Annotated in this window: 20 protein-coding genes; 7 read left to right on the top strand and 13 right to left on the bottom strand. The window is 67.3% G+C overall.

The annotated features are described in order from the left end of the window. Nucleotides 1-221: 221 nt before the first annotated feature. From ACPCUW_RS13360 to ACPCUW_RS13320, 9 genes are all read right to left on the bottom strand, one after another. The gene (locus ACPCUW_RS13360; RefSeq protein WP_423425061.1) at nt 222-1,070 is read right to left on the bottom strand and encodes an NlpC/P60 family protein; all 849 of its coding nucleotides are present in this window, start codon (nt 1,068-1,070) and stop codon (nt 222-224) included. Between the two features lie 38 nt (nt 1,071-1,108). Next, nucleotides 1,109-3,574, bottom strand: coding sequence for a hypothetical protein (locus ACPCUW_RS13355; protein ID WP_423425060.1), 2,466 nt, complete (start codon nt 3,572-3,574; stop codon nt 1,109-1,111). Beyond that, complete coding sequence (locus ACPCUW_RS13350; protein ID WP_423425058.1) at nt 3,571-6,093, bottom strand: ATP-binding protein; 2,523 nt, start codon at nt 6,091-6,093, stop codon at nt 3,571-3,573. The genes ACPCUW_RS13355 and ACPCUW_RS13350 overlap by 4 nt, the downstream gene beginning before the upstream one ends. Then, nucleotides 6,094-6,612, bottom strand: coding sequence for a hypothetical protein (locus ACPCUW_RS13345; protein ID WP_063010445.1), 519 nt, complete (start codon nt 6,610-6,612; stop codon nt 6,094-6,096). After that, nucleotides 6,609-6,869 carry a hypothetical protein gene (locus ACPCUW_RS13340; protein WP_030517937.1) on the bottom strand — a complete coding sequence of 87 codons (261 nt, stop codon included), beginning with the start codon at nt 6,867-6,869 and terminating at the stop codon, nt 6,609-6,611. The genes ACPCUW_RS13345 and ACPCUW_RS13340 overlap by 4 nt, the downstream gene beginning before the upstream one ends. A 17-nt stretch (nt 6,870-6,886) precedes the next feature. Continuing rightward, on the bottom strand, nt 6,887-7,846 hold the full coding sequence (locus ACPCUW_RS13335; RefSeq protein ID WP_423425057.1) for a conjugal transfer protein: 960 nt from the start codon (nt 7,844-7,846) through the stop codon (nt 6,887-6,889). A 119-nt stretch (nt 7,847-7,965) separates the two neighbouring features. Beyond that, a complete protein-coding gene (locus tag ACPCUW_RS13330; protein WP_423425055.1) occupies nt 7,966-9,114 on the bottom strand; it encodes a GAF domain-containing protein in 1,149 nt (382 codons plus the stop codon). A gap of 254 nt (nt 9,115-9,368) precedes the next feature. Continuing rightward, entirely contained in the window at nt 9,369-10,262 is an 894-nt protein-coding gene (locus tag ACPCUW_RS13325) for an ROK family protein (protein ID WP_063010441.1), read from the bottom strand. Between the two features lie 48 nt (nt 10,263-10,310). Beyond that, on the bottom strand, nt 10,311-10,787 hold the full coding sequence (locus ACPCUW_RS13320) for a hypothetical protein (RefSeq protein WP_146100964.1): 477 nt from the start codon (nt 10,785-10,787) through the stop codon (nt 10,311-10,313). Between the two features lie 282 nt (nt 10,788-11,069). On the opposite strand from ACPCUW_RS13320, the gene ACPCUW_RS13315 reads away from it, so the two are divergent. From ACPCUW_RS13315 to ACPCUW_RS13305, 3 genes are all read left to right on the top strand, one after another. Then, nucleotides 11,070-11,777 carry a MerR family transcriptional regulator gene (locus ACPCUW_RS13315; protein ID WP_030517942.1) on the top strand — a complete coding sequence of 236 codons (708 nt, stop codon included), beginning with the start codon at nt 11,070-11,072 and terminating at the stop codon, nt 11,775-11,777. A 50-nt stretch (nt 11,778-11,827) separates the two neighbouring features. Then, nucleotides 11,828-13,333, top strand: coding sequence for a phosphatase PAP2 family protein (locus ACPCUW_RS13310; protein WP_423425053.1), 1,506 nt, complete (start codon nt 11,828-11,830; stop codon nt 13,331-13,333). Nucleotides 13,334-13,416: 83 nt separating this feature from the next. Beyond that, complete coding sequence (locus tag ACPCUW_RS13305; RefSeq protein WP_146100734.1) at nt 13,417-13,836, top strand: DUF6508 domain-containing protein; 420 nt, start codon at nt 13,417-13,419, stop codon at nt 13,834-13,836. Here the strand turns inward: ACPCUW_RS13305 and ACPCUW_RS13300 are convergent. From ACPCUW_RS13300 to ACPCUW_RS13290, 3 genes are read right to left on the bottom strand one after another with little or no spacing between them, the layout of a single operon-like run. Continuing rightward, the gene (locus ACPCUW_RS13300; RefSeq protein WP_423425051.1) at nt 13,833-14,636 is read right to left on the bottom strand and encodes an SDR family NAD(P)-dependent oxidoreductase; all 804 of its coding nucleotides are present in this window, start codon (nt 14,634-14,636) and stop codon (nt 13,833-13,835) included. The two genes, ACPCUW_RS13305 and ACPCUW_RS13300, sit on opposite strands and share 4 nt — an antisense overlap. Then, nucleotides 14,633-15,574, bottom strand: coding sequence for an alpha/beta hydrolase (locus ACPCUW_RS13295; RefSeq protein WP_423425049.1), 942 nt, complete (start codon nt 15,572-15,574; stop codon nt 14,633-14,635). The genes ACPCUW_RS13300 and ACPCUW_RS13295 overlap by 4 nt, the downstream gene beginning before the upstream one ends. Further along, complete coding sequence (locus ACPCUW_RS13290; protein WP_423425047.1) at nt 15,571-16,947, bottom strand: flavin-containing monooxygenase; 1,377 nt, start codon at nt 16,945-16,947, stop codon at nt 15,571-15,573. The genes ACPCUW_RS13295 and ACPCUW_RS13290 overlap by 4 nt, the downstream gene beginning before the upstream one ends. Nucleotides 16,948-17,097: 150 nt before the next feature. On the opposite strand from ACPCUW_RS13290, the gene ACPCUW_RS13285 reads away from it, so the two are divergent. The 3 genes from ACPCUW_RS13285 to ACPCUW_RS13275 all read left to right on the top strand — a co-directional run bounded on the left by ACPCUW_RS13285 (nt 17,098) and on the right by ACPCUW_RS13275 (nt 19,335). Continuing rightward, entirely contained in the window at nt 17,098-17,727 is a 630-nt protein-coding gene (locus tag ACPCUW_RS13285) for a TetR/AcrR family transcriptional regulator (RefSeq protein WP_063010429.1), read from the top strand. 125 nt (nt 17,728-17,852) lie between these two features. After that, a complete protein-coding gene (locus tag ACPCUW_RS13280) occupies nt 17,853-18,560 on the top strand; it encodes a hypothetical protein (RefSeq protein WP_396930549.1) in 708 nt (235 codons plus the stop codon). 118 nt (nt 18,561-18,678) lie between these two features. Then, nucleotides 18,679-19,335 carry a Uma2 family endonuclease gene (locus ACPCUW_RS13275; protein WP_423425045.1) on the top strand — a complete coding sequence of 219 codons (657 nt, stop codon included), beginning with the start codon at nt 18,679-18,681 and terminating at the stop codon, nt 19,333-19,335. Between the two features lie 89 nt (nt 19,336-19,424). Here ACPCUW_RS13275 and ACPCUW_RS13270 read toward each other — a convergent pair whose 3' ends face one another. Next, nucleotides 19,425-21,500, bottom strand: coding sequence for an ArnT family glycosyltransferase (locus tag ACPCUW_RS13270; RefSeq protein WP_423425043.1), 2,076 nt, complete (start codon nt 21,498-21,500; stop codon nt 19,425-19,427). Nucleotides 21,501-21,652: 152 nt separating this feature from the next. Here ACPCUW_RS13270 and ACPCUW_RS13265 point away from each other — a divergent pair, with 152 nt between their 5' ends. Beyond that, nucleotides 21,653-22,600 (top strand): erythromycin esterase family protein, encoded by a 948-nt coding sequence (locus ACPCUW_RS13265; protein WP_423425041.1) that lies wholly within the window; start codon nt 21,653-21,655, stop codon nt 22,598-22,600. Nucleotides 22,601-22,615: the final 15 nt, after the last annotated feature.

Raw genomic sequence — 22,615 nt, 5'->3', positions numbered from 1 at the left:
CGGAGCCGGACCCGGTGGCGCAGGCGGAGAAACCCCCGGAACAGACGACGACGCCGCTGGAGCATTCCCCCCGGACGGCACTCCCGGGAGCGACGGCGTCACGGCCTTGTCTGGCTTCGACCGTTGTTCCATCGGGCGCAGCGTCCACGGCGTCGTCCCGTCGGACGGCTGCTCCTCGTTCGGCTCGCCGGTGACCCCCGGCTGCACCTCGGCGGGTGATGTCATGCCCCCGCCCCCAATACCCGTTTGACCTGTACGCCCCGGCTCGTCGGAATCGTCTGCTGCACAAGTCTTCCCGTCGTCGCGTCGGCGGTGATCATGGTCCCGTCGCCGAGTGCCACACCGGCGCGAGCCGGCCCGCGCGAACCGTACTCCCAGAACACCACATCGCCCGCCGATGCGGCGGAAAGCTGTACGCGCTGGCCGCAGATCGCCTGACCCGCGAGGGTCGTCGGAAGGATCACCGCGCCCGAGTTGCTGCCGCGGATGGCGTCCGTCGACGTCTGGCAACCGTTCCCGGTGGGGGCGGGTATTCCGTCGAGCGACGTCTTCTCACATCGCTGTGTGGTCGCGGCCACCGACGCTTGGTAGATCACTCCTCGCACCAGTTCGGCCATATCGGCCGCCTCGGAGCGATAGCCCGCGGCGAGCGCACCCGCGCAACGGCCGGCGAAGCCGGTATTGCCGTAAGCCAACTCCGGCATTTGATAGGGCGCCGACTGCATCGGTCCACTCAGGCACGACCGGATCCAATCGGAGACGTCGGTGTCGCTCGGGTCGACGGTCACGCTCCCGTACGGATTGGTGGACGGGATATCCGATGCCGCAACCGTGCCCCCGCCCCCGCACTTCGAGCCGGTGGTGGCCGTGGGCGTCTCACTGGGGTCGTCCCCGATCGCGCTCGCGCATTGGCACTGCAGGTCCGACGCCGACGAACCCGACTGTGCCGCAGTAGGAAACACCGCTCCCATGAGTACTACACCGCACAGCGCGACGACGACCACGAGACCCCAAGCCCACCACGGTACGAATGCCAATGCTGTCCGCAGCCCGTCCGGCCGATTGTTCATCGACAGCCTCCTCACAAGCCTCTCGGTTAATCCGCTGCTCAGCGCATCTGCCGGCCGACGCGGCCCATTTGGCGCCGCCAATTCGGATTGGGTGGGTTGGTACCGGGCGGTTGCGGAGCATTCCAGGGCGTCCGGTGGACTCGAGAAGCCCAGAGATCCGTATCCGCCGCATGGGAAATGACTCGGCGAACCTCTCGAATATTGTGCGGATCCCCCGGGTCGTCGACCAATCGGTCGACCGCTGTGGATACGACACGGGCGTGCTCGTTACCGATCCACATGAGCATGCGGTCGGCACTGGTTTCGTCGATTCCGGCGAGGGCCGGCAGTGTAGATGTGCCGCCGCCGGCAACCAGCTGCAGTTGTTCGATCTGATCCTGACTGGGAGCCGCCATGTATCGCTCGACGAATGCTCGCTCTTGGCCGTAAGCCGCACCACCGTCCAACGTGACACCGCCCGGATTGGCACGCCGGAAGCGGAAGGTCGCTGCCTGTAGGGTCGCCAGGTCCGCTGCCGCCTCTTCGACCGACCCCTCCCCCCGTAGCACACGATTGGCGGAATGCTGGGCGCGCGAGATAGCCGAGACCACATGACCGAGGTGTTTGTCGGTAAGCGTCTCGTCTTCGGCATTCTGCGCGACGATGCCCCAGGAACGAATGGCATTCGACATGATCTGCTCATCGGTGAATCCGGCGCCGAGCATCGCGCCCCACGCATGGTCCAGACCACCGCCGTAATCGAAGATGCCCTGGATGGCCGCTGACGCACCCATGACGGTGTCGATACCGCCCGCGGCCTCGGCGGCTTGCCGTGCCGCGAACGAGTACTGGTGCCGGTTCATGTAGGACTGCGTATACAAACCGTCGGCACCACCGAAGTTCTCCCGGCCCCACACCCCCCACTGCGCGAGTTGCGCCTGACGCTCGGTGCGCGAGAATGGGCGCAGCGGGCTACGCGTGCGTCCCCACATCCATTCGGTGAGCGGCGAATTGCTCACGGTGCTGAAACCGGCCAAGGTTGCCAGCATCGCCGCGCCGCCCAGCTTGTGCTTGGCTCCGGCCTGTCCCATACCCAATGCCGCACCCGAGCCGCCGCCACCCCCGCCACGGGACACCCCCTGCATCGCGAGCGCGAAGCGATTGGCCACCCATTCGTTTCCGCTACTGAGCCCATTGCTCAGCCGTTGGAGCTGGAAGATGGCGATGATTTCCACGATGGCGCCGACGACGAAAATCGCCATCACATCGTTCTGCGCCTCCTTGAACAGGTTTCCCAGAAAGAGAACGTAGACTCCGAGAAATATCGTGTAGCACGCCATGCGTGCGCCCGCGATGAAACCGTCGACGACATTGCGGACCAGGAAGGTCTGAGTCGGACCGTAAACGAATCCGCCTGCGGCGAAACCGAATATCGACATGAGGCCGTGGTAGATGGTGTCCAACGCGGCTTTGATGATCTTCAGCGCCAAGTAGACGGCGAACAGCAGCAGCACGGTGCCCGCGAGCAGGAGGATCAGCCCCGCTCCGATCTGCCCCACGGTCGGCTCCCGGGTGGCATCGAAGGCCGCGCGGTCACAGTTCTCGAGACCGTCTTTCATCCTCTTGTCGCTGCCGGACATGACGGCCGAGGTCCACACCGACTTGCACGCCGGGTTGGTATCCACGACGCGTCCGAAATTCCAGACCTGCAGCGGCCGCCGCGCGAAGTTGTCGGCCAGATCCGACTGCATGTGTGGAACCATGGCCGCGGCATCGGGGCGACTGTTGCCGTTGAGACCTGCGGCCACCGAGATGCCGATGTCCCGTCCTTGGGCCAGCAAGCCGTCGGAGGACAGTACGTCCGCGAGCGGCTCGGCCAGATAGATCGGACCCATGACGGCGATCAGCAGCATGGACACCACCTGCATGGTGGCCTTCGCGTGGAAGCCCCGGACGGTGAACCAAGCGACGAAGAACGCTCCGATCGTGACGGCGACCGCTAGCAGCATGGGTGTGGCGATCTGACCGCTCAGACTGTGGGCAACCCCGTTGAGAGCCCGGCTGAAGAGGTTGAGCCATTCGAAACTGAGGGCGTAGCCGATGAGCCAGATCGCCGTTGTGACGATGACGATCCAGCCGGCGAACTCGAGGCTGATCACGAGGGATATGGCGGTGTTTCCCGGATGCAGGAGACCCCCATGGTTGGTCGCGAAAAGGTAACTCGCCAACTCCGCGCCGGACGAATCGCGCACATGCATCCAGCTCAGTCCACTGTTGACCGAGGACCCCTCCGCATCCCCCTCCCCCGTCTGCGCCGTCGCCACCGCGCCGAGCACCACCGGCAGCACGACCATCACGACGAACACAGCCAGCGCCGAGACACTCCAACGCCGCCGCCGGGTGGCCGACATCCAATTCCAGCATCGGCGGGCCACCGCGCGCGGCTGCCACCGAGCCGGGTCGAAGAATTCGAATTCCCAGTCCGGACCGAACCGGCCGTGCACGGTGCCCGTATCGCCGATCACAGCACCGCCTGTCTCTCCAGTATCGCGCGCTTGGGTGCGGCATTCGGCGTACTGCTGATGGCCTCGGCGCGATCGGGGCGGGCGGGCCCGAGCACCTTGCCGCGACCGATGCGGTTCAACGCGTCTCGCATGAACATCTCGCCGCGCCGCTCCTCGGGCACCTGCCGTCCGGGGCCGATCGGCGGGGAGGTCTCCTCGCGCAGAATCTGGAGCAGGAAGGGCGCCTCGTCGAGGTCCACGCCCAGCCATTCCAGGCTGTTGCGGGCCAGCGTCTCGTCGCGCTGCCGGAAGACGAACCGGTTCGGGATCAGATTGTGCGCCGCGCCCTGGAAGTCGGTGGCCGGATCGTGTGAGGCCAAACCGATCGCGGCCAGATGCTTTCGGCCGTCGCGACTGAAGTCGCTGGTCACCGCGGATCCCACCTGAGTCTGAGTGAAGTGGTGCGCCTCGTCGCCGACGAGCAGCCCGAACCGGCCGTTGTCGGAGAGGAACGCCTCTCGCGCGGTGACGCCCACCAGTTCGTACAGCGCGGTGCCCAGGCGCTTGGTCAGCGGCAACCGGTTGTACAGGTGGGGGGTGACCAGTTCTTCCGCCGTCGGCAGCGCCAGGTTGTGGCTTCGGATGACCGTGGCCGCGGCGTCGAGTCGCAGCGGTCGCAGGCCGGGATCGAACAGGACCGGCACCCGCTCCACGATGGCTCCCAGCCGGGCGGCGAGATCGGCGTACTCCTCGGCACTGCCGTGCTCGTCGCGCAACCGGCACACCACGCGATAGAGATCGAGCAGACTCCGAATGCCGTGCTCGGCAATACCTTTCGGAGTGAGCATGCTGCCGATGAGCGCACCGGCACCGCTGGTGGGCGACAGGTCCAGCAGCGGCAGGATCGAGTCCAGTGCGCGTTCGCCGGCGACACGCGGATCGAACAATCGCAGCGGATCCAGCGACACGGTCGGATTGCTGAGGTCGATGACGACCGCGTTGTCGATCGAGGAGGCGAAATGTTCCCACTCCCCGACCTGACTGCGGTCGATGGCGAGGAACTGCCCGCCCATATCGTGGACCAGCACCGCCATAAGTTTCAGGAAATACGATTTACCCGAACCCAGTTCGCCGGTCACCGCGAACGAGGCCGACAGGTCGTGCAGCGCCGCTTCCATGATGCCGAAGTGAATTGGCTCGAATTGGCCGGAGAGCAAATTGACGCCGATCACCGGACCGCTGTCGTCACCGATCTGACTGGTCGTGAAGGGAACGAAACCCGACCACATATCCGACGGCACGATATGGGCGAAGTCGTCGTAGGCGCGCCGGGGCGGACTGCCCGGAATCATCATGGACCACAGGTCGACCTGAGCGCCGACGGGTGCCGTCATCTCCACCTGAAAGCGTTTGTATCGGCGTTTGAGGGTATTGACCGCATCCATGGTGGTGTCGTGCGAGGAGCTGCCGACCGCGATCACGGTCGTGAACGACACCTCCGATTCGCCACCGTTGACCTCGAAGTGATTGTTGTATTCACCGAGCATCTGCACCTTCGACATCAACGTGTTCTGCGCGAACGACACCTCCTGATCGCGCTGATCCATCTGCTCACCGAGACGGCGCAGATTCTGCTCGTTGTTCTTCAGCACCGCGTCCGCGGGGCGCGTCGAAATTCGCATCGCCCAGTCGATGGTGACGTTCTCCATACCGTCGAGGACGCTGAGGAATTCGCTGCCGCCCGGAAAATTCATCCCGGAGTACGGGAACGAATGGGGGGTCAGGATCGCCTGATAGGACGGCCGGAATTCGAAGTCGGGCTGAACCACCTTGATCACCGGCACGAACGACGGACGCAGGCGGCGGTTGCTGTCGGCCTGGGCGCCTTCGTCCAGGGCCGCGGACCGGAAGACGGCGGCGGTGGCATCGTCGAGAACGCCCGCGCGGGTCGGCGCGACCGGATCGCCGACCGCACCCCGGGACAGATAGTGCTCCCACAGCCACTGGAACAACGCCGCCGGCACCGGCACCGGTTCGAAATCGCCACCGATTCGCGAGAGGATCTCGTTCGCGGTGTCGTCGTAGGCCTCCAGATCGGCGCGTGACAGCGCTGTGGCATCGATCGTGGTGGTGCTGCCGCGCCAGATCCGCGACAGTCCCGACAGTGCCGGACCGCTGGATCCGACGGGTATGGACAGCAGGAAGATCCGGGTCTGCGGCACGATGGCACGCACCCGTTCGTAGGCGGCGACCACCTCGAGCGCGTAATCCTCGCATTCGTCGAGATCGACGCCCTCGACCATCTTGCCCAGCACGTCGATGGTGTTGAGCCGCGCCTGAATTCCCAGCAGGAGCGAGCCGTTGGGCAGGTTGTTGATCAGCGCGTGGTGGGCCGCCTTCACGTCGAACTTGTCACCGGCCTTGCGCAATCCGTAACCGAGCGGATTGATGAAATAGGTCGCGGTGACCAATCCGGCGTGCGTGAATTGCAGGTTGCCCCGAATGGCCGCGGTGGGCTGAATATCTCGCTCGAACGCCATTCAGTGCACTCCTCCTGCCACTGCGCGGCTACCCTCGGCACGAAGCGAAGTGGACTGGGTAGCAAGCAACTCGGCGACATTTCCCGATCCCGGCCGGCCGACCGGCGCGGCCTCGGGCGCCGACCCGTCCGGGAAGATGATGACCACGGATTCCTCGATGAACAGGGTGTGCCGGGCGGATTCGGCGGTGACCGGAAAACCCGAGGCCGACACAGGTTTACGGACGAAGACCAAACGGCCGAACCACATGGCCCGCGAGATCATCCGTACCCCGGTATAGGGCAGCAACCCCAGGCCGAACACCGCCACAATCGTCAGGATCAGCCCCACCACGAAAGTGATCGCCGGATTCACCGGCAGGATCATGGCGAGGACCGAGGTAACGAGAATGACCGCGATACCGCCGGCCACCTGTGGAAGTGTGTACGGCCCGAATGGCAGTTTCTGCCCGTTCTGCGCTTTGCCGATCATGGTGGGCACCCGTTTGATCGGCGTGTACACCTTGATCAGCTGAGTCATCGGTATCGCCCGACCGGTTGATCGGGCACGACGCTGGTGGCATCGGATCGTGCGTAGTTGACCAGTGTCGGCAGCATCCAGAACAGCACCGCCGCGAGGATCGCCGAGCCGACCACGCCGAGCACCTTCGTCGGCGACAACTTCGACTTGGCCGCCTCGGAGATGAGGATGCCCATGGCGAGGATCGTGATGACGATGATGCCGAGCGCGCGGACCACCAGCAGGATGTAATACAGCAGCGCGTTGAGATTGTGCATGAGCGTCCCTTCTCGGATCAGTTCTGCGTCGCCGGCGGGATCTGCACGGTCGTCGTCGGTGCGGCGGGTTGGCTACTGCTCGGCGCCGGTGCGCCGGCGCCGCCGGGACCGGTGCCGTTCACGACCGTGAGCGGATTCGTCAGCGCCGGAACACGATCGATGGCTTGTATCTGCCACTGTCCGGAGGGGCGCACCATGGTGAGCGGATAGGACAGCGAGACCGAGGCGCCACCACTTCCCTTCGGCGCCACCGTGGCGAGCACTTTCGCGGCGTTTCCGCTACTGCCGCAACTGGATTCGTCCGCCGTGACCGAGACGCTCTCGAGGCCGGTGAACGGAGCCGGGCGCAATGCCGTGATCCCGGCGCCGACGGCCGTATAGCGGGCGACATCCCCCGATCCGGTCAGATAGGCAGTCAGAAAGCCGGTGGCGACATCGGCCAGCGGCGTATCCGAGGGGCAGGGCGTGCCGTAGGCGAGGGCGATATCCGGGCCACGCCCGGGCGGCTCCACCGCGGCCGGCAGCGACAGCGCGCGCCTGCGGCCGTCCGGTGTCACCGATACCGCGACCTGGTAGTACTGGCGGGCGTCGGTCACGCTGCCGGTCCGACCCGGGTGCACCGATATCGTGACCGCCCAGATCTCGACGCTCGCAGTCGATTCGGTGCGGCTGACGTGGACGACCATCGGGTCGCTCACCGGATGCGCGGTGGCCGGCAAGCGCATCTGCTGGCCCGGATCGACATAGTCGGCGATCCGATCCTGCTGCCCCGCGCTCGAACCGAGGTAGCTCACCACGAAGTCCTCGGCGAACGATGCCGCCAGCTGAGCATGGCCGATCAGGGTCGTCGTGTTCGCGTCGGACGGCCCCTGCGGCGGCTCCGAGAACCAGGACAGGACGGCATGTCCACCGCCGAGGACGGCTAGTACGGCCAGTACCGCGACGAGGATGTTGTCGCGGCGGCGTCGCGCGGCCATCCGGCGAAGCAGTGCTTCGCCCGAATCCGCCGATCTACCAGCAATTGCCCGCACTCTCGGAATGGTAGAGAGGACAAGGGCATTCACCCTTCGGACTGTTCCCTGCCGTGGGAAGGCGATCAGTACGCGGGGCTGCGCTTCATCCGGCCGGCCAGACGATGCCGCAGCTGGTCGTCGTAGCCGATCGGGGTGTGCAGATGCGGAAGCCCCGAGGACTGCCGTTGCGGCTCCATCACCGGGAGATCGTCGGCGACGCGAACCATCTGGGCGATCGCCAATTGCCGCGCCGAATATCCCGGATAGGGGTACAGCAGCAGGGAGGTCGGGGTGTACCCGCCACCGTAATTCAAAGCCCGGACGGTCACCCCGGCGGTGTCGCCCGCGCGCAACCGCTCGTCGAGGGCGAGCAGGCGATGGCGATCGTCGGGATGGAAGACGTCGATCGGCCGGAACAGATAGTCCCACCTGATCCAGGGCGCCGGATCGGTCAGCCAGTGCGAAATGCTCGTGTATTCGAGTTGCACCACAGCCAGATGAGTGCCGGCACGGCGATGCGCTTCCCGCAGACCGACCTGCTCCAGCGTCGACCACGACATCGACGCCCGCTCGGCGCCGATCTCCTCGATCAACAGCCATGCGCCCCTGGATCGTTCGTCGTTCCGTGCGCGCATCGTGATGCGCCAGCGGCCGGGACGTTCACCGTCGGCGCGGACGGTCACGTCGAACTGCATCTTGGCGCCGGCCGTCGGCTCGTACAGCAGATCGAGCACCTCGGTGTGCCGGTCGAATCCCGACATCCGGTGGAACAGTTCGGCGATCGATATCCGCGGCACGTACTCCTCGGCGGACATCCCCGACAATCGCGCGATACCGCCCGGCAGCTGGATGGTCTGTGTCGACAGATCCCAGATCGCTCCGACCGCCGGACGCAGCGCCGGCACCTCCGCGGTCGCCGGACCCAGCCACAGCCGGATGGCATGGACGTCACCGGCGGGACCGAAGACGGGTTTGATCAGCAGCCGATGCGGACCCGAGCGGGTCGCGATCCGCAGATCGACCTCCTGCGCGTGATCGCGGGCCGAGATCATGGCCTCGGCGATCCGCGCGGTCGTCAGGCCGTCGTAGATCGCGGGCATCTTCGCCAGCTGCCGTTGCAGCACACGCTGCCACGCCGCGAACTCGCGGGGCGTTTCCCCGACCGAGGCGACCGACATCGTCTCCGGCGTCAATGTTTCGATCGTCGTCCATCCGATCACCGCGTCACTCATCGCACTTGCCCTGCACCAGCCGTTCCTCCGCACTCATGACCGACGGGTTCAGACGATCATCGTGACCTAGACAATGTACCGTTATCCAGCGGTGCGATCAATAGGAGAAGAACAACTGCACTGGTCAGCAGTCCGACCACTGCAAGTGAACCATGTTGAACGAACGCCCATTTCGTAAACAGACGTTGAACATGCGAAATCACGGCCGACGCCCGCATCCTGCGCGCCTTCGGCCGTGATCGACGACGGTGCCGCTAGTCCTGGGCCGCGATCAGGGCGAGAACCCCCGCCCCGGCCAGGACGCCGAGATCCTCCAATTCCGAAGGGACCACTCGCAGTGCGGCCAGGAAGCCGGCCCGGGCATGGGTGGCCACGGCCGTGTTCAGCGGCTTCCACAGCGCTGGGCCGGCCGTGGCCATCGAACCGCCCACGACGACGAGACCGACATCGAGCAGCGGCGCGATCGAAGCGATGGCCCGTCCCAACGCGGTACCCACCCGTTCGAACGCCGCGACCGCAACCTCGTCGCCGGACTGCGCCGCCGAAACCAGTTCCGCCACCGTGGCTCCCGGCCAGCCCCTGCCCCGAGCCCACCGCACCGCGGAGAGGCCACCCGCGACGGCTTCGAGACAGCCTCGACCACCGCATTCACACGGTTCGTCGTAACCGGGAACGAGCAGATGGCCCAGATGACCGGCATTGCCGGTACGCCCCACGACCACCAGGCCGCCGACCATCACCCCGGCACTGATCCGATCCGATACGGCGATCGACACCGCGTCCATCACCTGACCCGTCGCGCCGAAATTCTGTTCGGCCAGCGCGAGGCACACACCGTCCAGCCCCAGTTGCACACTGGCGCCCGGGAACGCCTTCTTCACGGAATCGACCAGCTCGAAACCGGTCTGCCACTCCTTGACCGCGGTCGGCGCGACGACGCCGGCGGTCATGTCGATCGGCCCTGACGATCCGATCCCGATCGCCGCCACATCCTCGCCGCCGGCGGTCTCGTGCAGCAGTGTCCGGCAGGCTTCCCAGGCGCCGGCGGCGGGGATCGGAGCCCGGCGAATATCGTCCGTACCGACATCGTCTGCCACGCGAGTCGCCGCGAAGCCCGCCGGGCCGATTTCCAACGCCAGCACAGTCATGAATTACCCACCGTCACAGTAGTTTTCGCCTGTCGATGGTGACGGCTCTCAGCAGCCACCGGTCGCTGCCGGTCGCAACCGGCGCCCCAGCACGATACGACGACGCGGCGTCGCGGGCGCGGGTTCCACACAGACCGGCCGGGCGCCGGTCCGGATGATCCGCAGCGGCCGTTTGTGATCCAGCGGGGCCGTCCGATGCCGATCGAGGTTCTCCACGATCTTGCCGGCGCTGTCGTAGGCGACTCCGGCCCAGATCATGGCCCGGGGACCGTCGCCACGAGCGATCAAAGCCTCTGCGAGCTGGGAACATTCGGTCAGCAGCGGGCAGCTCGCGCAGATCCGGACCGCGGCGCGCCAGGAGTCGGGGGTGCCGACGTCGAGGTCCCAGTCGTCGGGTCCGTCGGCGCACGGCGGGCGGTGCGCGGCCGCGACGGCGACGGTCGCTACGGCGGGCGTGGGAACAGTCGAAAGCGGCGGCGCCACAGGGGATCCGAGGGGTAGCCGACGCGAGTGAATTGTGCTCATTTCCGTCTCCGGGGATGCCGAGGACACACGTGTGCAATCACCGTGTGGTTCGCAGACGTGGCCTATGGGTCGGGCGGGCATCGGGGCTGCTCAACAGTCCCCGGCAACCAGCAGCGAACTGCTGTACTCGGCACGTTAACCCACGATTTGGCTGTCAGCAACCACTTTCGCCGCTATTTAACGGCACATTGACCAAGTCGTTGCACGGATGTATCGTCACTTAACGGGACGTTTTTGTACGGTCCGTTTTTCTACGGGGTAAGTTGTGATTTCCTAAGAGGTATGGCTGTGCACTCGGAGTACACGATCGACGAGCTGGCGCGGGCAGCAGACACCACCGTGCGCAGTGTCCGCGTGTACCACGAACGAGGGCTGTTGCCGTCACCGGAAGTCCGGGGGCGCATCGGCTACTACGGATCCGATCATCTGGAGCGGCTGCATACGATCAGCCGGCTGCTCAGCCGAGGTATGAAGCTCAACGGGATCCGCGAACTGCTCGAGGCATGGGATCGTGGCGACGGGCTCGCCGACGTCCTCGGGGTCAGCGACAGTCCGGGCGAGCGCGAACCCGTTGCGGCACAGGAGAAACCGGTCGGCGACGATCCGCTCGCCGATCTGCCCGACTACGTCAAGCAGGCGCTGGCCGGCAGTTCCGACCCGCTGGAGGCCTACCGGGTCGCCAATCCGCGCTGCGGCGATCTCGCCGCGCGCCTCATCGACAGCGGGGTGCCGGACGCCACCGCCTTCCAGCTCGTGGAGCGGCTGCGCGCGGACTGCAATCAGATCGCCGATCGCTACGCCACCGAATTGTTCTACTGCCTGGCCGGGCAGGCCTACGAGCGCTCGCAGCGCGACAGCAAGGACCGCGCACGGCTGGAAACCGAGGTGGCCATCGCCCGCCTGATCGTCACCCGGGCGGCCTCCGAGCTCATCGACCAGGCCTTCGCCCGGCATGCCGAACTGCCCGCCCCCAACGAGGCTGCCCGATAAGTCCGGTTGTTCGATGTGCCCGGCGCGCCGTGCCGGGTACGCTCGGGTGAATGCGCAGGCCTCTCGTCCCGCGGCGGGTTCGCGGAATCAATACTCTGGATCGGCGACTGGTCGACCGGAGCGCACGGTTGCGCCCGAGTACCGCCGACACCGTGCTGCGTTCGCTGAGCCACGCCGCCAACGCCAATCGGCTGTGGATCGCGGCCGGTGTCGGTGCGATCGCCGTCGGGACCACGACTCACCGCCGTGCCGCGGCGCGCGGACTCGTCGCCGTCGGCATCGCGAGCGGGCTGGCCAACGGTGTCGGCAAACCACTGTTCCCGCGGCGCCGGCCACCCGCCGAGGCGGTGCCGCAGATGCGGCGCCTGATCTCGCCACCGATCTCGTCGTCGTTTCCCTCCGGCCACGCCGCCTCGGCGGCGGCCTTCGTCACCGGCGTGGCGCTGGAATCACCGGCACTGGCGGTTGCGGTGGCGCCCGTGGCAGCCGCGGTCGCGTACTCGCGGGTTCACGTGGGCGCGCACTGGCCCACCGACGTGCTCGCCGGCGCGGCACTCGGCGGCGCCGTCGCGGTCGGCACCAGGCGGTGGTGGGCGGTGCGTCGCGACGAACCCGCGACGGTCGGCCCGGCACAGCGGATCGAACCCCTGATCGGCGGCGACGGCCTGCTGTTGGTCGCCAATCCGAACTCCGGCAGCGGCGACGGCGGCGGACTGCTGGCCGATCTGATCCGCAAGCTTCCGGCCGCGACGCTGCTCGAACTCGGCGACGACATCGACCTGGACGCCGAGATCGACACCCGGGTGAGATCCGGATCGATCCGCGCGCTCGGCGTCCTGGGCGGGGACGGCACGGTTTCGGCGGTCGCGGAAGCGGCGGTGCGGCACGGACTTCCGCTGGCCGTCTTCCCGGGCGGCACCCTGAACCACTTCGCCCGGGACATAGGTGTCGAGGACATCGCCGCCACCCTCGCCGCACTGTCCTCCGGACAGGTCGCGCTAGCCGACACCGCGCGGGTGCGCCTGGACGACGGCAGCGAACGCACCCTGGTGAACACCGCGAGCCTCGGCGGTTATCCCGATTTCGTCCGGTTGCGTGAACGCTGGGAACATCGCATCGGCAAATGGCCGGCAGCGGCGGTGGCGATGGTGTGCGTGCTCGTGCGCGCCCAGCCGCTGCGCACCACCATCGACGGCGTTCCGGCCTCGGTGTGGATGTTGTTCGTGGGCAACGGAGCCTACCGCCCCCGCGATCAGGTGCCCACTGCCCGAACCGATCTGCACGGCGCCGGTCTGGATATCCGGTATCTGCGCGCGGACCGGCGGTTCTCCCGGTTGCGGCTGATCTGGGCGTCGCTCACCGGCACCCTCGGCGATTCGCCCACCTACGTCCACCGGCATGCGGACAAGTTGCGGGTACGCGTGGACGGGCCGCCGATCTCATTGGCCACCGACGGCGAAGTCGACACGCGCGGTGCGGAATTCGAGTTCATCGGCGATCCTTCGACACTGCCGGTGTTCCTGGTTGCCGACGGTGATGCGGAGCCCCGCCGCTAGCCGGCATCGGAGACTGCGCCGAGAAGAACTACACACCTCATGGTATGAAATTCCTAGTTTTCACATGACGGAGGTGTCGGATCGTGACGCAGGCCAACCCCATGACGGTCGAATCGGCGGAGGCCGCTTTGGCGCGGCTGACCGCCCACGATCGCGGCGTGCTCACCGATCTGGTGTGCCGAGTCGACAAAGCGGCCTCCGGCTCGGCCTGGTCGCGGAAGGCGCCGCTCGTCGACGAGGTGGTGCGCTTCCTGGTCGATAGGCATCTGCTGCTGACCCACTTCAATTGGGGCGCTTGGGAAGAGGGACAGCAGGCGATCCAGCGCCGTGACCGCGCGGCGCTGGCGACCTGCACCGCACAGCAGTGCCTGCAATACCTGACCCTGCTGGTGCGCGCGGACCGCTTCACCGAGGGGACACTGGCGTCGGCCTTCGAGTCGGGGCTGATGCAGGCGCTCCTGCACCGCCTGCATCAGCACACCTACCCGCACGCGGCGCGTTAACCCTCGGCCAGCGCCCGCACTCGGGCCAGGACGTCGGGATAGCGCTTCAGATGTGCGCCGCCGTTGAGATCGATGGCCGCACCCGTCATCCACGCCGCCCGGTCGGAGGCCAGGAAGGCTGCCATCTCGGCGATTTCCTCGGGTCGGCCGCTGCGTCCGAGCGGGGTGTTCTCGAGGTACTCCTCGGTCAGCCCTGGAACGAAGGCGATACCGGCGACCAGCGGAGTGTCGACCAGGCCCGGACTGATCGCGTTCACCCGGATGCCGCGCTCGGCCAACTCCAGCGCCGCGACCTCCACCAGCATCAGCACACCCGCCTTGGCCGAACAGTAACCGGCCATCCCGGTTCCGGGCTGGCGGCCGTTGAGGGAGGCGATGCAGGTGATGGATCCGCCGTCGGCCAGGTGGCGGCCCGCGTATTTGATCGCCAGGAACGATCCGGTGAGGCAGACGTCGACCGTCGTTTTCCAGTGTGCCAGTTCGAGTTCGGTGATCGGGCCGGGTAGCGGCAGCCCCGCGCAGTTCACCACCGCGTGAAGGTGGCCGCTCGCTTCGAAGCAGGCTGCCACCGACGCCTCGTCGGTGACATCGAGCGCCACCGCGCTCGCCGGATCGCCGATCTCCGCCGCCACCCTCCGCGCCGCCTCGAGATTCACATCGGCGACCACGACGCGAAACCCGTCGCGCGCCAGCGCATGTCCGGTGGCGCGGCCGATGCCGGAGCCACCGCCGATCACCATCGCGCCCCGCGTGGTCGGCGCTGCCTCCGGGGCATTCGCCGCTTCACCGGCTGTACTCATCGCTGTGCCCCCTCGGCGATCGCGCGGTCGGCGGCGAGATGGCGGGTCAGGAAGTGCACCTGATGGTCGACGGCGGGCTCGAACCAGTCGTTGCCGGCGAAGATGTCGAAGTGGTCGCACGGGTAGTGGCGAACCTCGGCACGTGCGGCGAACGCGGCCTTGGCCGCGGCGTGAGCGGGCGCGGCGCGGTCGAAGTCGGCGATCTGCATCAGCACCGGCGCGGTGATGCGCGCGGCCCGTCGGTCGGCGCGATAGCTGCCCAGTTCCAGACCGATCGCCGCGTCCACCTCGTTGCGCCAGGTGGGGCCCGCGAGTGCGGTATAGCTCTCGTAGTAGCCGTCGGCGGTCAGGGCGGCATGTTCGCCGGGCCTGCCGACCAGCGGCATCATCACCCGATTACCGCCGAACCGTCCGGCCAGGGCGCTGCGCACACTCGACACCGTGGATTTCGCGATCGCCGCGGCGCCGACCTGCGCGAAAGCGACTCGGCCCGCGGCCAATCCGTTCACCAGCGGCACGAGCGCGACGACCGCGCAGATGTCGGTCCGGTCCGCGGCGACGGTGAGGGCGTGGCCGCCGGACAGTGAGATGCCCCAGGCGACCAGTCGATTCGGATCCACGCCGGGCTGCCGTGCGGCCGCGGACAGCGCGGCACGGTAGTCCTCGGCCTGTGCGGCCATCGAGACCCGCTGCCGGGGTTCACCGGCGGAGGCGCCGAAACCCCGGTAGTCGAAAGCGAATACGGCCAGTCCGGCCGCGGCGAGGTGCTGTGCGAACGGTTCCAGTCCGGAATCCTTCGTCCCGCCGAATCCGTGCGCCATCACCACGACCGGACGGCCGGCGGAACCGTCGAACGGCCCGTCCGGCGTGCCCTCGAAAAACCATGCGTTACAGGTGGTTCCGGCCGAGGTGAACTCGACCTGCCGATACGTCGTCACTGTGCCACTCCCACCGGTCGATCCGTCTCCGCCACGCGCGCCCACGGGGGCGGCCCCGACAGCCGCGCCCGCTCGGCGCCGGCCGGAATCTCACGCACCCGCATATCGTGTTCGTAGAGGAAGTAGTCCACCTGCTGGGTATGCCGGGCGCTGGGCACCATATGGCCGGTGTAGTGGTGCTGTTCGGCGACGATCACCCGCCGCATCTCGTCCGCCGACGGCAGCCGGTAGCGGCCCACCGCATAGGCCCCGATCAGTCGCGCCTGGCATTCGACGAACGGGAACAGGGTCGGGGTGGACTGGGCGAATCCGGCGAAGGCCAGATCCTCGAAACCGGGCAGGAACATCCGCTTGTACAGATCGATCTTGTTGTCCGGAGCGCTGATGAACTCCGGATCGAAGAACGGGAACGTGATGTTGTAGCCGGTGGCGTAGATGATGATGTCGAAATCGTCGGCGGTGCCGTCGGCGAAATGCACGGTGGCGCCGTCGAATCGGTCGATATTCGGTTTCGGGATCACGTCGCCGGAACCCAGCCGCAGCGGCAGTTCCACCGATTGGGTCGGGTGCGCTTCGAAGAATTTGTGATTCGGTGTGGGCAGGCCGTAGTTCTCCGGACGGCCCGCGGTCAGCGGTTGTCCCCACTGCGCGATCTTGCGCTGCCAGGAGAACGGGATGTAGGGGCTCGTGCGGTAGTACTTGTCGGCCGGCTTACCGGCGATGTACTTCGGCACGATCCAGGCGCCGGAGCGAGTGGACAGCGTCAGCTTGTTGCCCAGCGCCTTCGACGACAGCTCTACCGCGATATCGGCGGCGCTGTTGCCCAGTCCGACCACCAGGATGCGCTGATCGGAGAAGTCCATCGGGGTGCGCGGGTCGATGTAGTGGTGGGCGTGCATGGTGCGGCCGGTGAATTCGCCCGGGAATTCCGGATAGCGCGGGTCCCAGTGGTGCCCGTTGGCGACGACCAGGAAATCGAAATGGCGCACCTCGTTTCGCTGCGTGCGCAGTTCCCAGCCGCCGCCCGGCAGTCGCCGCGCGTGTTCGACACCGTTGCCGAATTCGATGGAACGGTAGAGGTCGAAGGCGGCGCAGTAATCGTCGAGATACTGCTTGATCTGGGTGTGGTGCGGGAAGTCGGGGAATTCCTCCGGCATCGGGAAGTCACGGAACGACAGCTGATGTTTGGAGGTGTCGATGTGCAGGGAGCGGTACGCGCTGCTGTGCCCGTTCGGATTGCCGAAGGCCCAGTTGCCGCCGACACGGTCCGAGGATTCGAAGCACACATACGGCACCCCGTAGTCGCCGAGCATCTTGCCGGCGGTCAGACCGCTGATTCCGGCGCCGATGACCGCGGTACGCGGTTGATACATCACCACTCCTTTCACGCCATGGGCGTGTAGACAGATTCTCGATAGTGTCTACTAGTAGACACATTCTCAGATCTGTCCACACATTGCTAGGGTTTTCCCGAAACCGGTCGACAGCGAACCGGTACGGGTGTGCGGCGAAAGGGGCGGCGGATGAGCGACACGACGACCACGACGGTGGTCGACCGGCTGTTGGAAGCGACACAGAAATTGCTGGCCGCCAAGGGAATTCGCGCCACCACGATGATGGAGGTGGCCGAGGAGGCGGGCGTCTCGCGCGCCTGGCTGTACCGGCACTTCCCGGACAAGCCCGCGCTGATCGGCGCCGCGATCGTGCGGCTCACCGACACCTGGTGGAACGACGCCCGCGCCGAACTCGACCGCATCGACACCTTCGCCGAACAGCTCACCATCGGCGTGCGTATCGGCCGCGGCGCCTACGACGATCCGGGCGCGCTGCTCATGCGCCTGCGCTCGTCCGAACCCGAGGAGTTCGCGGCCTGCGCCGGCGCCGGCGTCACCGCCCTTGTCCCCGCGCTCGCGGCATTCTGGCGGCCCTATATCGACCGCGCCGCCGAACGCGGAGAAGTGCACCCCGGCCACGATCTGGCCGAGGTCGCCGAGTGGGTGGCCCGGGTCCTCATCAGCCTCGGCACCGTCCCCGGCGACACCTTCGACCCCGACGATCCCGCCGCGGTGTCCCATCATCTGCGCACCTACCTCCTGCCCGCGCTGACGCACGCGCCCGCCGGCGCTTCCGAACGGAGCCGCCGTTCCAGCTGATTACGAGCTCACCCACTTCACACCACTCGGCTCGCCCGCCGAATGGAAAATGGAAATCATTTCCGTTAATGTCTGATGCCGCTCCATCGAGCGCTGCGCAGAACACAGAACGGAACAGAGATCAGATGAACAAGATCACCCGCATGACCGTCACGGCGATCACGGTGGTGAGCGCGTTGGGCGCCGGTTCGGCTGTCGCATCCGCCGCGCCCACGACGGCGGCAGATCACGTCCTGAGCACCGAGATCATGCCGGGCGTGCAGTACACGAGCTCCACCGCGGATCAGTCCGTAGTGATCGAGACCGCGACGGCCACGCTGGTCGCGGCGGGCGGGCAATTCCAGGTGCGCGACGCCTCCGGCGCCACGGTCGCCGGTGTCCCGGCCTTCCCGACCGAGCCGAAGGCCCTGACCGCCGTCCACGCCGCACCCGAGGTGCGGGCGGCGGCACGCGCGGCGACGCCGGAACTGCACCTGGAGAATATCGACGGCGACCCGCAGACCGAGCGATTCGATGCGGCGATCCAGGCCGCCATCAACGAATTCGGCCTGGCTACCAGCGTCGGAACGATGACCGGCGGTCTCATCGGCCTCGCCGTCGGCTGCGGAGTCGGCGCCGTAGCGGGCGCGGTGTTCGGCGCGCCCGTCCTCGACGCCGCCGGACTCACCCTCATCGCCGGCTGCCTGGCCGGAGCGGGCGTCCTGGGCGGTATGGGCGCCATCCTCGGCGCCGCGCTCCTCGGCATCCCCGTCGGCATCGCCTCCGCAATCAAGTTCCAGCACACCATGAACCAGCCCTACGAACAGCACACCCACGACAGCGAGAGCGACTGAGGACGGAACTCGGGCGTGGGCGGACCACCGCCCACGCCCCTGCCCGCTGGACGACCGCCCTCCGAATCCGCACGTCGAGCCACTGAACAGCACGGTTCGGCCCGCTACGATGGGCATCATGTCCTGCCCGGATGTCGCGCGACCGGATCTTCCCGAGTACATGACCTGGGAGGAGCTGGAGCAGTTGCCCGAAGACATCGCAGCTCGCATCGAGCTGTGGGAGGGCCGGGTGGTGTGGCTTCGTCGCGGCCCCGGTGAACACCAGGAGTTCACCAACCTGTTGTGGAGCGGCCTTCGACGCTGCGCTCGGAAACAGATGTCCGACGATCCCGAACAGTGCTGGAGTGTGCGCACGAAAACCAACGTGTTCTTCGGCAAGTCCGGCAAGTCCGACTTCGTAACACCGGATTTCATGGTTCACCGCTGTCTCGAACAGCCGTACCAGCATGTCCGCTCCCCCGACGTCGTGTTGGTGGGCGAGGTGCTGTCGCCATCGAATTCGGATGCGGATATGGAACTGAAGAAGGCACGCTATGCCAAGGCGGGGATTCCCTGGTATTGGGAGGTCACCCTCGCCACGCAACGCAGCGCCATCGCGCACGTGCACGCGTACGTTCTGGCCCCGCAGGTGGGGCCGCTGCCGCCCGGAGTATCGGTCCTGCACCAGGCGAACTACGTCCTGGCGGGCGCCTGGTCACCCACCGCCTCGGAATCGGTTCGCATCGACCATCCGTTTCCGATCGACATTCCCTGGTCGGAACTCGAATTCGGCTGAGTGTACGGCCTTTTGTAGCAGCCGCGACTCGCGGAGTCCGGAACGCGAATCGGGGCCCTGCCATCTATCGCAAGGCCCCGATTCGGTTGTCAGTCGATGGGTTGAGTCAGGTCGTAGACCGTCGTTCCGCCCACAGTTATTGCGGTGTAGTGGGATTCGACCCAGCTGGTGATCTCGCCGGCGCTGCCGGAGCCGCCGCCCGGGCCACCACGGCCGCCGGGGCCGCCGCCCGCGAAGAAGTAGTGGATGTCGCCGTTCTTCACGTAGTCCTGGAATTGGGCCAGGGTGGGCGAATTGTCGCTGCCGGTGAAGCCGCCGATCGCCATGATCGCTGTGCCCGTGGACAATTCGAGGCTGCCCGCGGATTGCGAGCCGACCGTGGCCGCCGCCCAGCGGTTGTTCGCACTCTTCAGCAGTTCCCGCAGGGCGGTGTTGCCGGAGTTGCCTCCGCCGGGACCGCCGTCGCGGGTGCCGGTCGAGTCGGCACTCGCCGGTGGTTGCGCGTTCGTCGCGCCGCCGGATGTCGAATCCGTTGTGCCCGAATCAGTCCCATCAGGTGCGGTGGCGCCGGACGCGGTTACCGAAGCACCCGGGGCATTTCCGTCCGGAGACATACCTCCGGGTCCGCCACCGAATCCGCCCATGCCGCGGCCAGTGTCGGGGCCGGAGGTCGGAATCGACCCGCTGTGCGCGGTCGCCGCTGTCTCCAGGGCGTAGGCGCTCGTGCCGGCGAAGCCGAACAGCAGTGCGGCGGCCGCGACGATCACGGTCATCCGGCCGAGGGCGTGCGCGCCGACGACGAGGACCGCCGCGACCACGATCGAGCCGATCAGGACGATCCAGCGCAGCGCCGGGTACCAGTCGGGCGTGCGGTCCAGCAGGACGAAGTTCCAGACCCCGGTCGCCGCCAGCATGAGACCCAAGGCCGCACGCGCAGAGGCGAATTCACGTCCGCGCCACAGTTCCACCACCGCGATGCCGACCAGCGCGGCGATCGCCGGCGCCAAGGCCACGGTGTAGTAGGGGTGAATCGTGCCCTGCATGAAGCTGAAGACCACGCCGGTGACCAGAAGCCAGCCGCCCCACAGGATCAGGCTCGCGCGGATGCGTCCGGTGCGGGGTGTGCGCCGGGTGAACCACAGGCCGGCCACCAGCCCGATCAGTGCCGCCGGGAGCAGCCACGAGATTTCGGTGCCCATCGAGTCGCCGAACAGGCGGGTGATTCCGGTGCTGCCGCCGAAGCCGATGTTGCCGCCCCCACCGGGACCACCGCCGCCACCGCCGTTGCCTTCACCGCCCATCACGCGGCCGAGACCGTTGTAGCCCAGGGCGAGTTCGAGCAGGCTGTTGTCCGTGGAGCCGCCGATGTAGGGCCGCGAATCGGCGGGCCACAGGCTCACCAGCGCGACGAACCAGCCACCGGAAATCACCAGCGCGACAACGGCTCCCAGGAGTTTCAGGATCCGGGCCCGCAGTGCGATCGGCGCGGCGACGAGAAACACTAGGCCGAGTGCCGGCAGCACCAGGAACGCCTGCATCATCTTGGTGAGAAAGCCGAAGCCGACCGCCACCCCGGCCGCCGCCAGCCAGCGACCACTCCCCTTCTCGGTGGCCCGGACCGTGCAATACGCCGCCGCGACCAGCAGCAGCACCAGCAGGGCGTCCGGGTTGTCGAACCGGAACATCAGCGCCGCGACCGGAGTCGACGCCAGCGCCGCACCCGCGATCAGTCCGGCCGCCGGACCGCTCCAGCGCCGCACCGCCCCGTACAGCAGCCCGACCGACGCCACACCCATCAATGCCTGCGGCAACAGCAGCGAGAACGAACCGAATCCGAGCAGCCGCCCGGACAGCCCCATCACCCACAGCGCGGCGGGCGGCTTGTCGACGGTGATGGCGTTACCGGAGTCTAGCGATCCGAACAGCAGCGCCTTCCAACTCTGCGTGCCCGCCTGTACCGCGGCGGCATAGAAGTCGTTGGCCCACCCGGAGGCGCTCAGTCCCCACAGATACAGGAACGCGGTCGCGACCAGCAGCACCAGCAGCCCGGGCCGCGCCCATCGCGGCTGGTCGGGCGGTCCCGAGAGGAACGCGCCCCACCGCGCCGGCTGCGGCGGCGATCCGGTCGGCTCGGCCTGCCGACGCGGCGCCTCTGCGATCGTCATACGGTTCTCCTCCGCCTCGGTCGCCGGGCTGTCTGCCGCGGCCGTTGCATCGAGGATCGCGCCCGGAGGTGGGTCGGCTCTTTGCCGAACCTATGCGCCGACTGTGAGGAGCTTCTTGACCTCAACCATGGTTGGGGTACCAGAGTTGCCGCATGACCACTTCGATCGACACCGTGACGCCATGGGTCGAGCAGCACGCTCATCCGCTCTCCGCCTCGGCCCCGGAGCATCCACTCACCGATCTGGCGCCACTGCGCCGGTCGGCCGGCGCCGCACGCGTCGTCGCGCTGGGCGCCGCGACCCGCGACACCCACGAGCTGTCGGTGACCGCCCATCGGATCCTGCGTTTCCTCGTGGAACACTCGGGACTTCGCAGCCTCGTCCTGGAGGGCGACGATGCGACCAGCGCCGCGCTCGACGAGTACGTGCGCACCGGGGCCGGCGACCCGCGCGCGCTGCTGGCCGGGGCCCGATCGTTCTGGCGAACCGAGGAGATATTCGAGGTCGTCGGATGGATACGCCGATACAACCGGCAGCACCCCGACGATCCGGTTCGTATCGCCCATCCGGAGCCCGAGCGCCGGGTCACAGCGGAATCCGGCGACCTCGGCGATATCGAAAAGATGCTGGCAGACACTGTGATCCGCTGGCACGAGCGCACCGGGCACAAGGTCGTCTATTGGGGCGGCACGACGCATACGGTCGCCGCCGCGGCACGAAATGTGCTCCTCGGCGAGAAGCGGGTCACTCATCGCAGCGCGGGCGGCCATCTTCGAGAGCATTTCGGTTCCGGCTATCTGTCCGTCGGCCTGACGTTCGACCACGGCTCGACCGCGCACACCTTCCCATCCCCACCGGTCGACTTCGCCGAAGCCGTACTCGGCCGCGTCGATATCGCCACCTACCTGCTGGATCTACGAACCCCGGGCCCGGACTCGGTGCGAACCTGGCTCACCGCGCCGACGAAGACCCGCGTGATCGGCCCCGTGTACGCCCCCGAGAACGACGGCGCGTTCCACCTCTCGGGCGGCTCCCTGAGCGAATGGTTCGACCTCGTCGTCCACCACCGGGCCGTGACCCCCGCGCGGCCGCTCGTCTAGGCCGGGGCGCACCGC

Source organism: Nocardia sp. AB354 (assembly GCF_049538315.1).
Taxonomy (GTDB): Bacteria; Actinomycetota; Actinomycetes; order Mycobacteriales; family Mycobacteriaceae; genus Nocardia; species Nocardia nova.
Note: the sequence above shows the minus strand (reverse complement) of the source record. Positions and strands in the feature narration are given on the sequence as shown.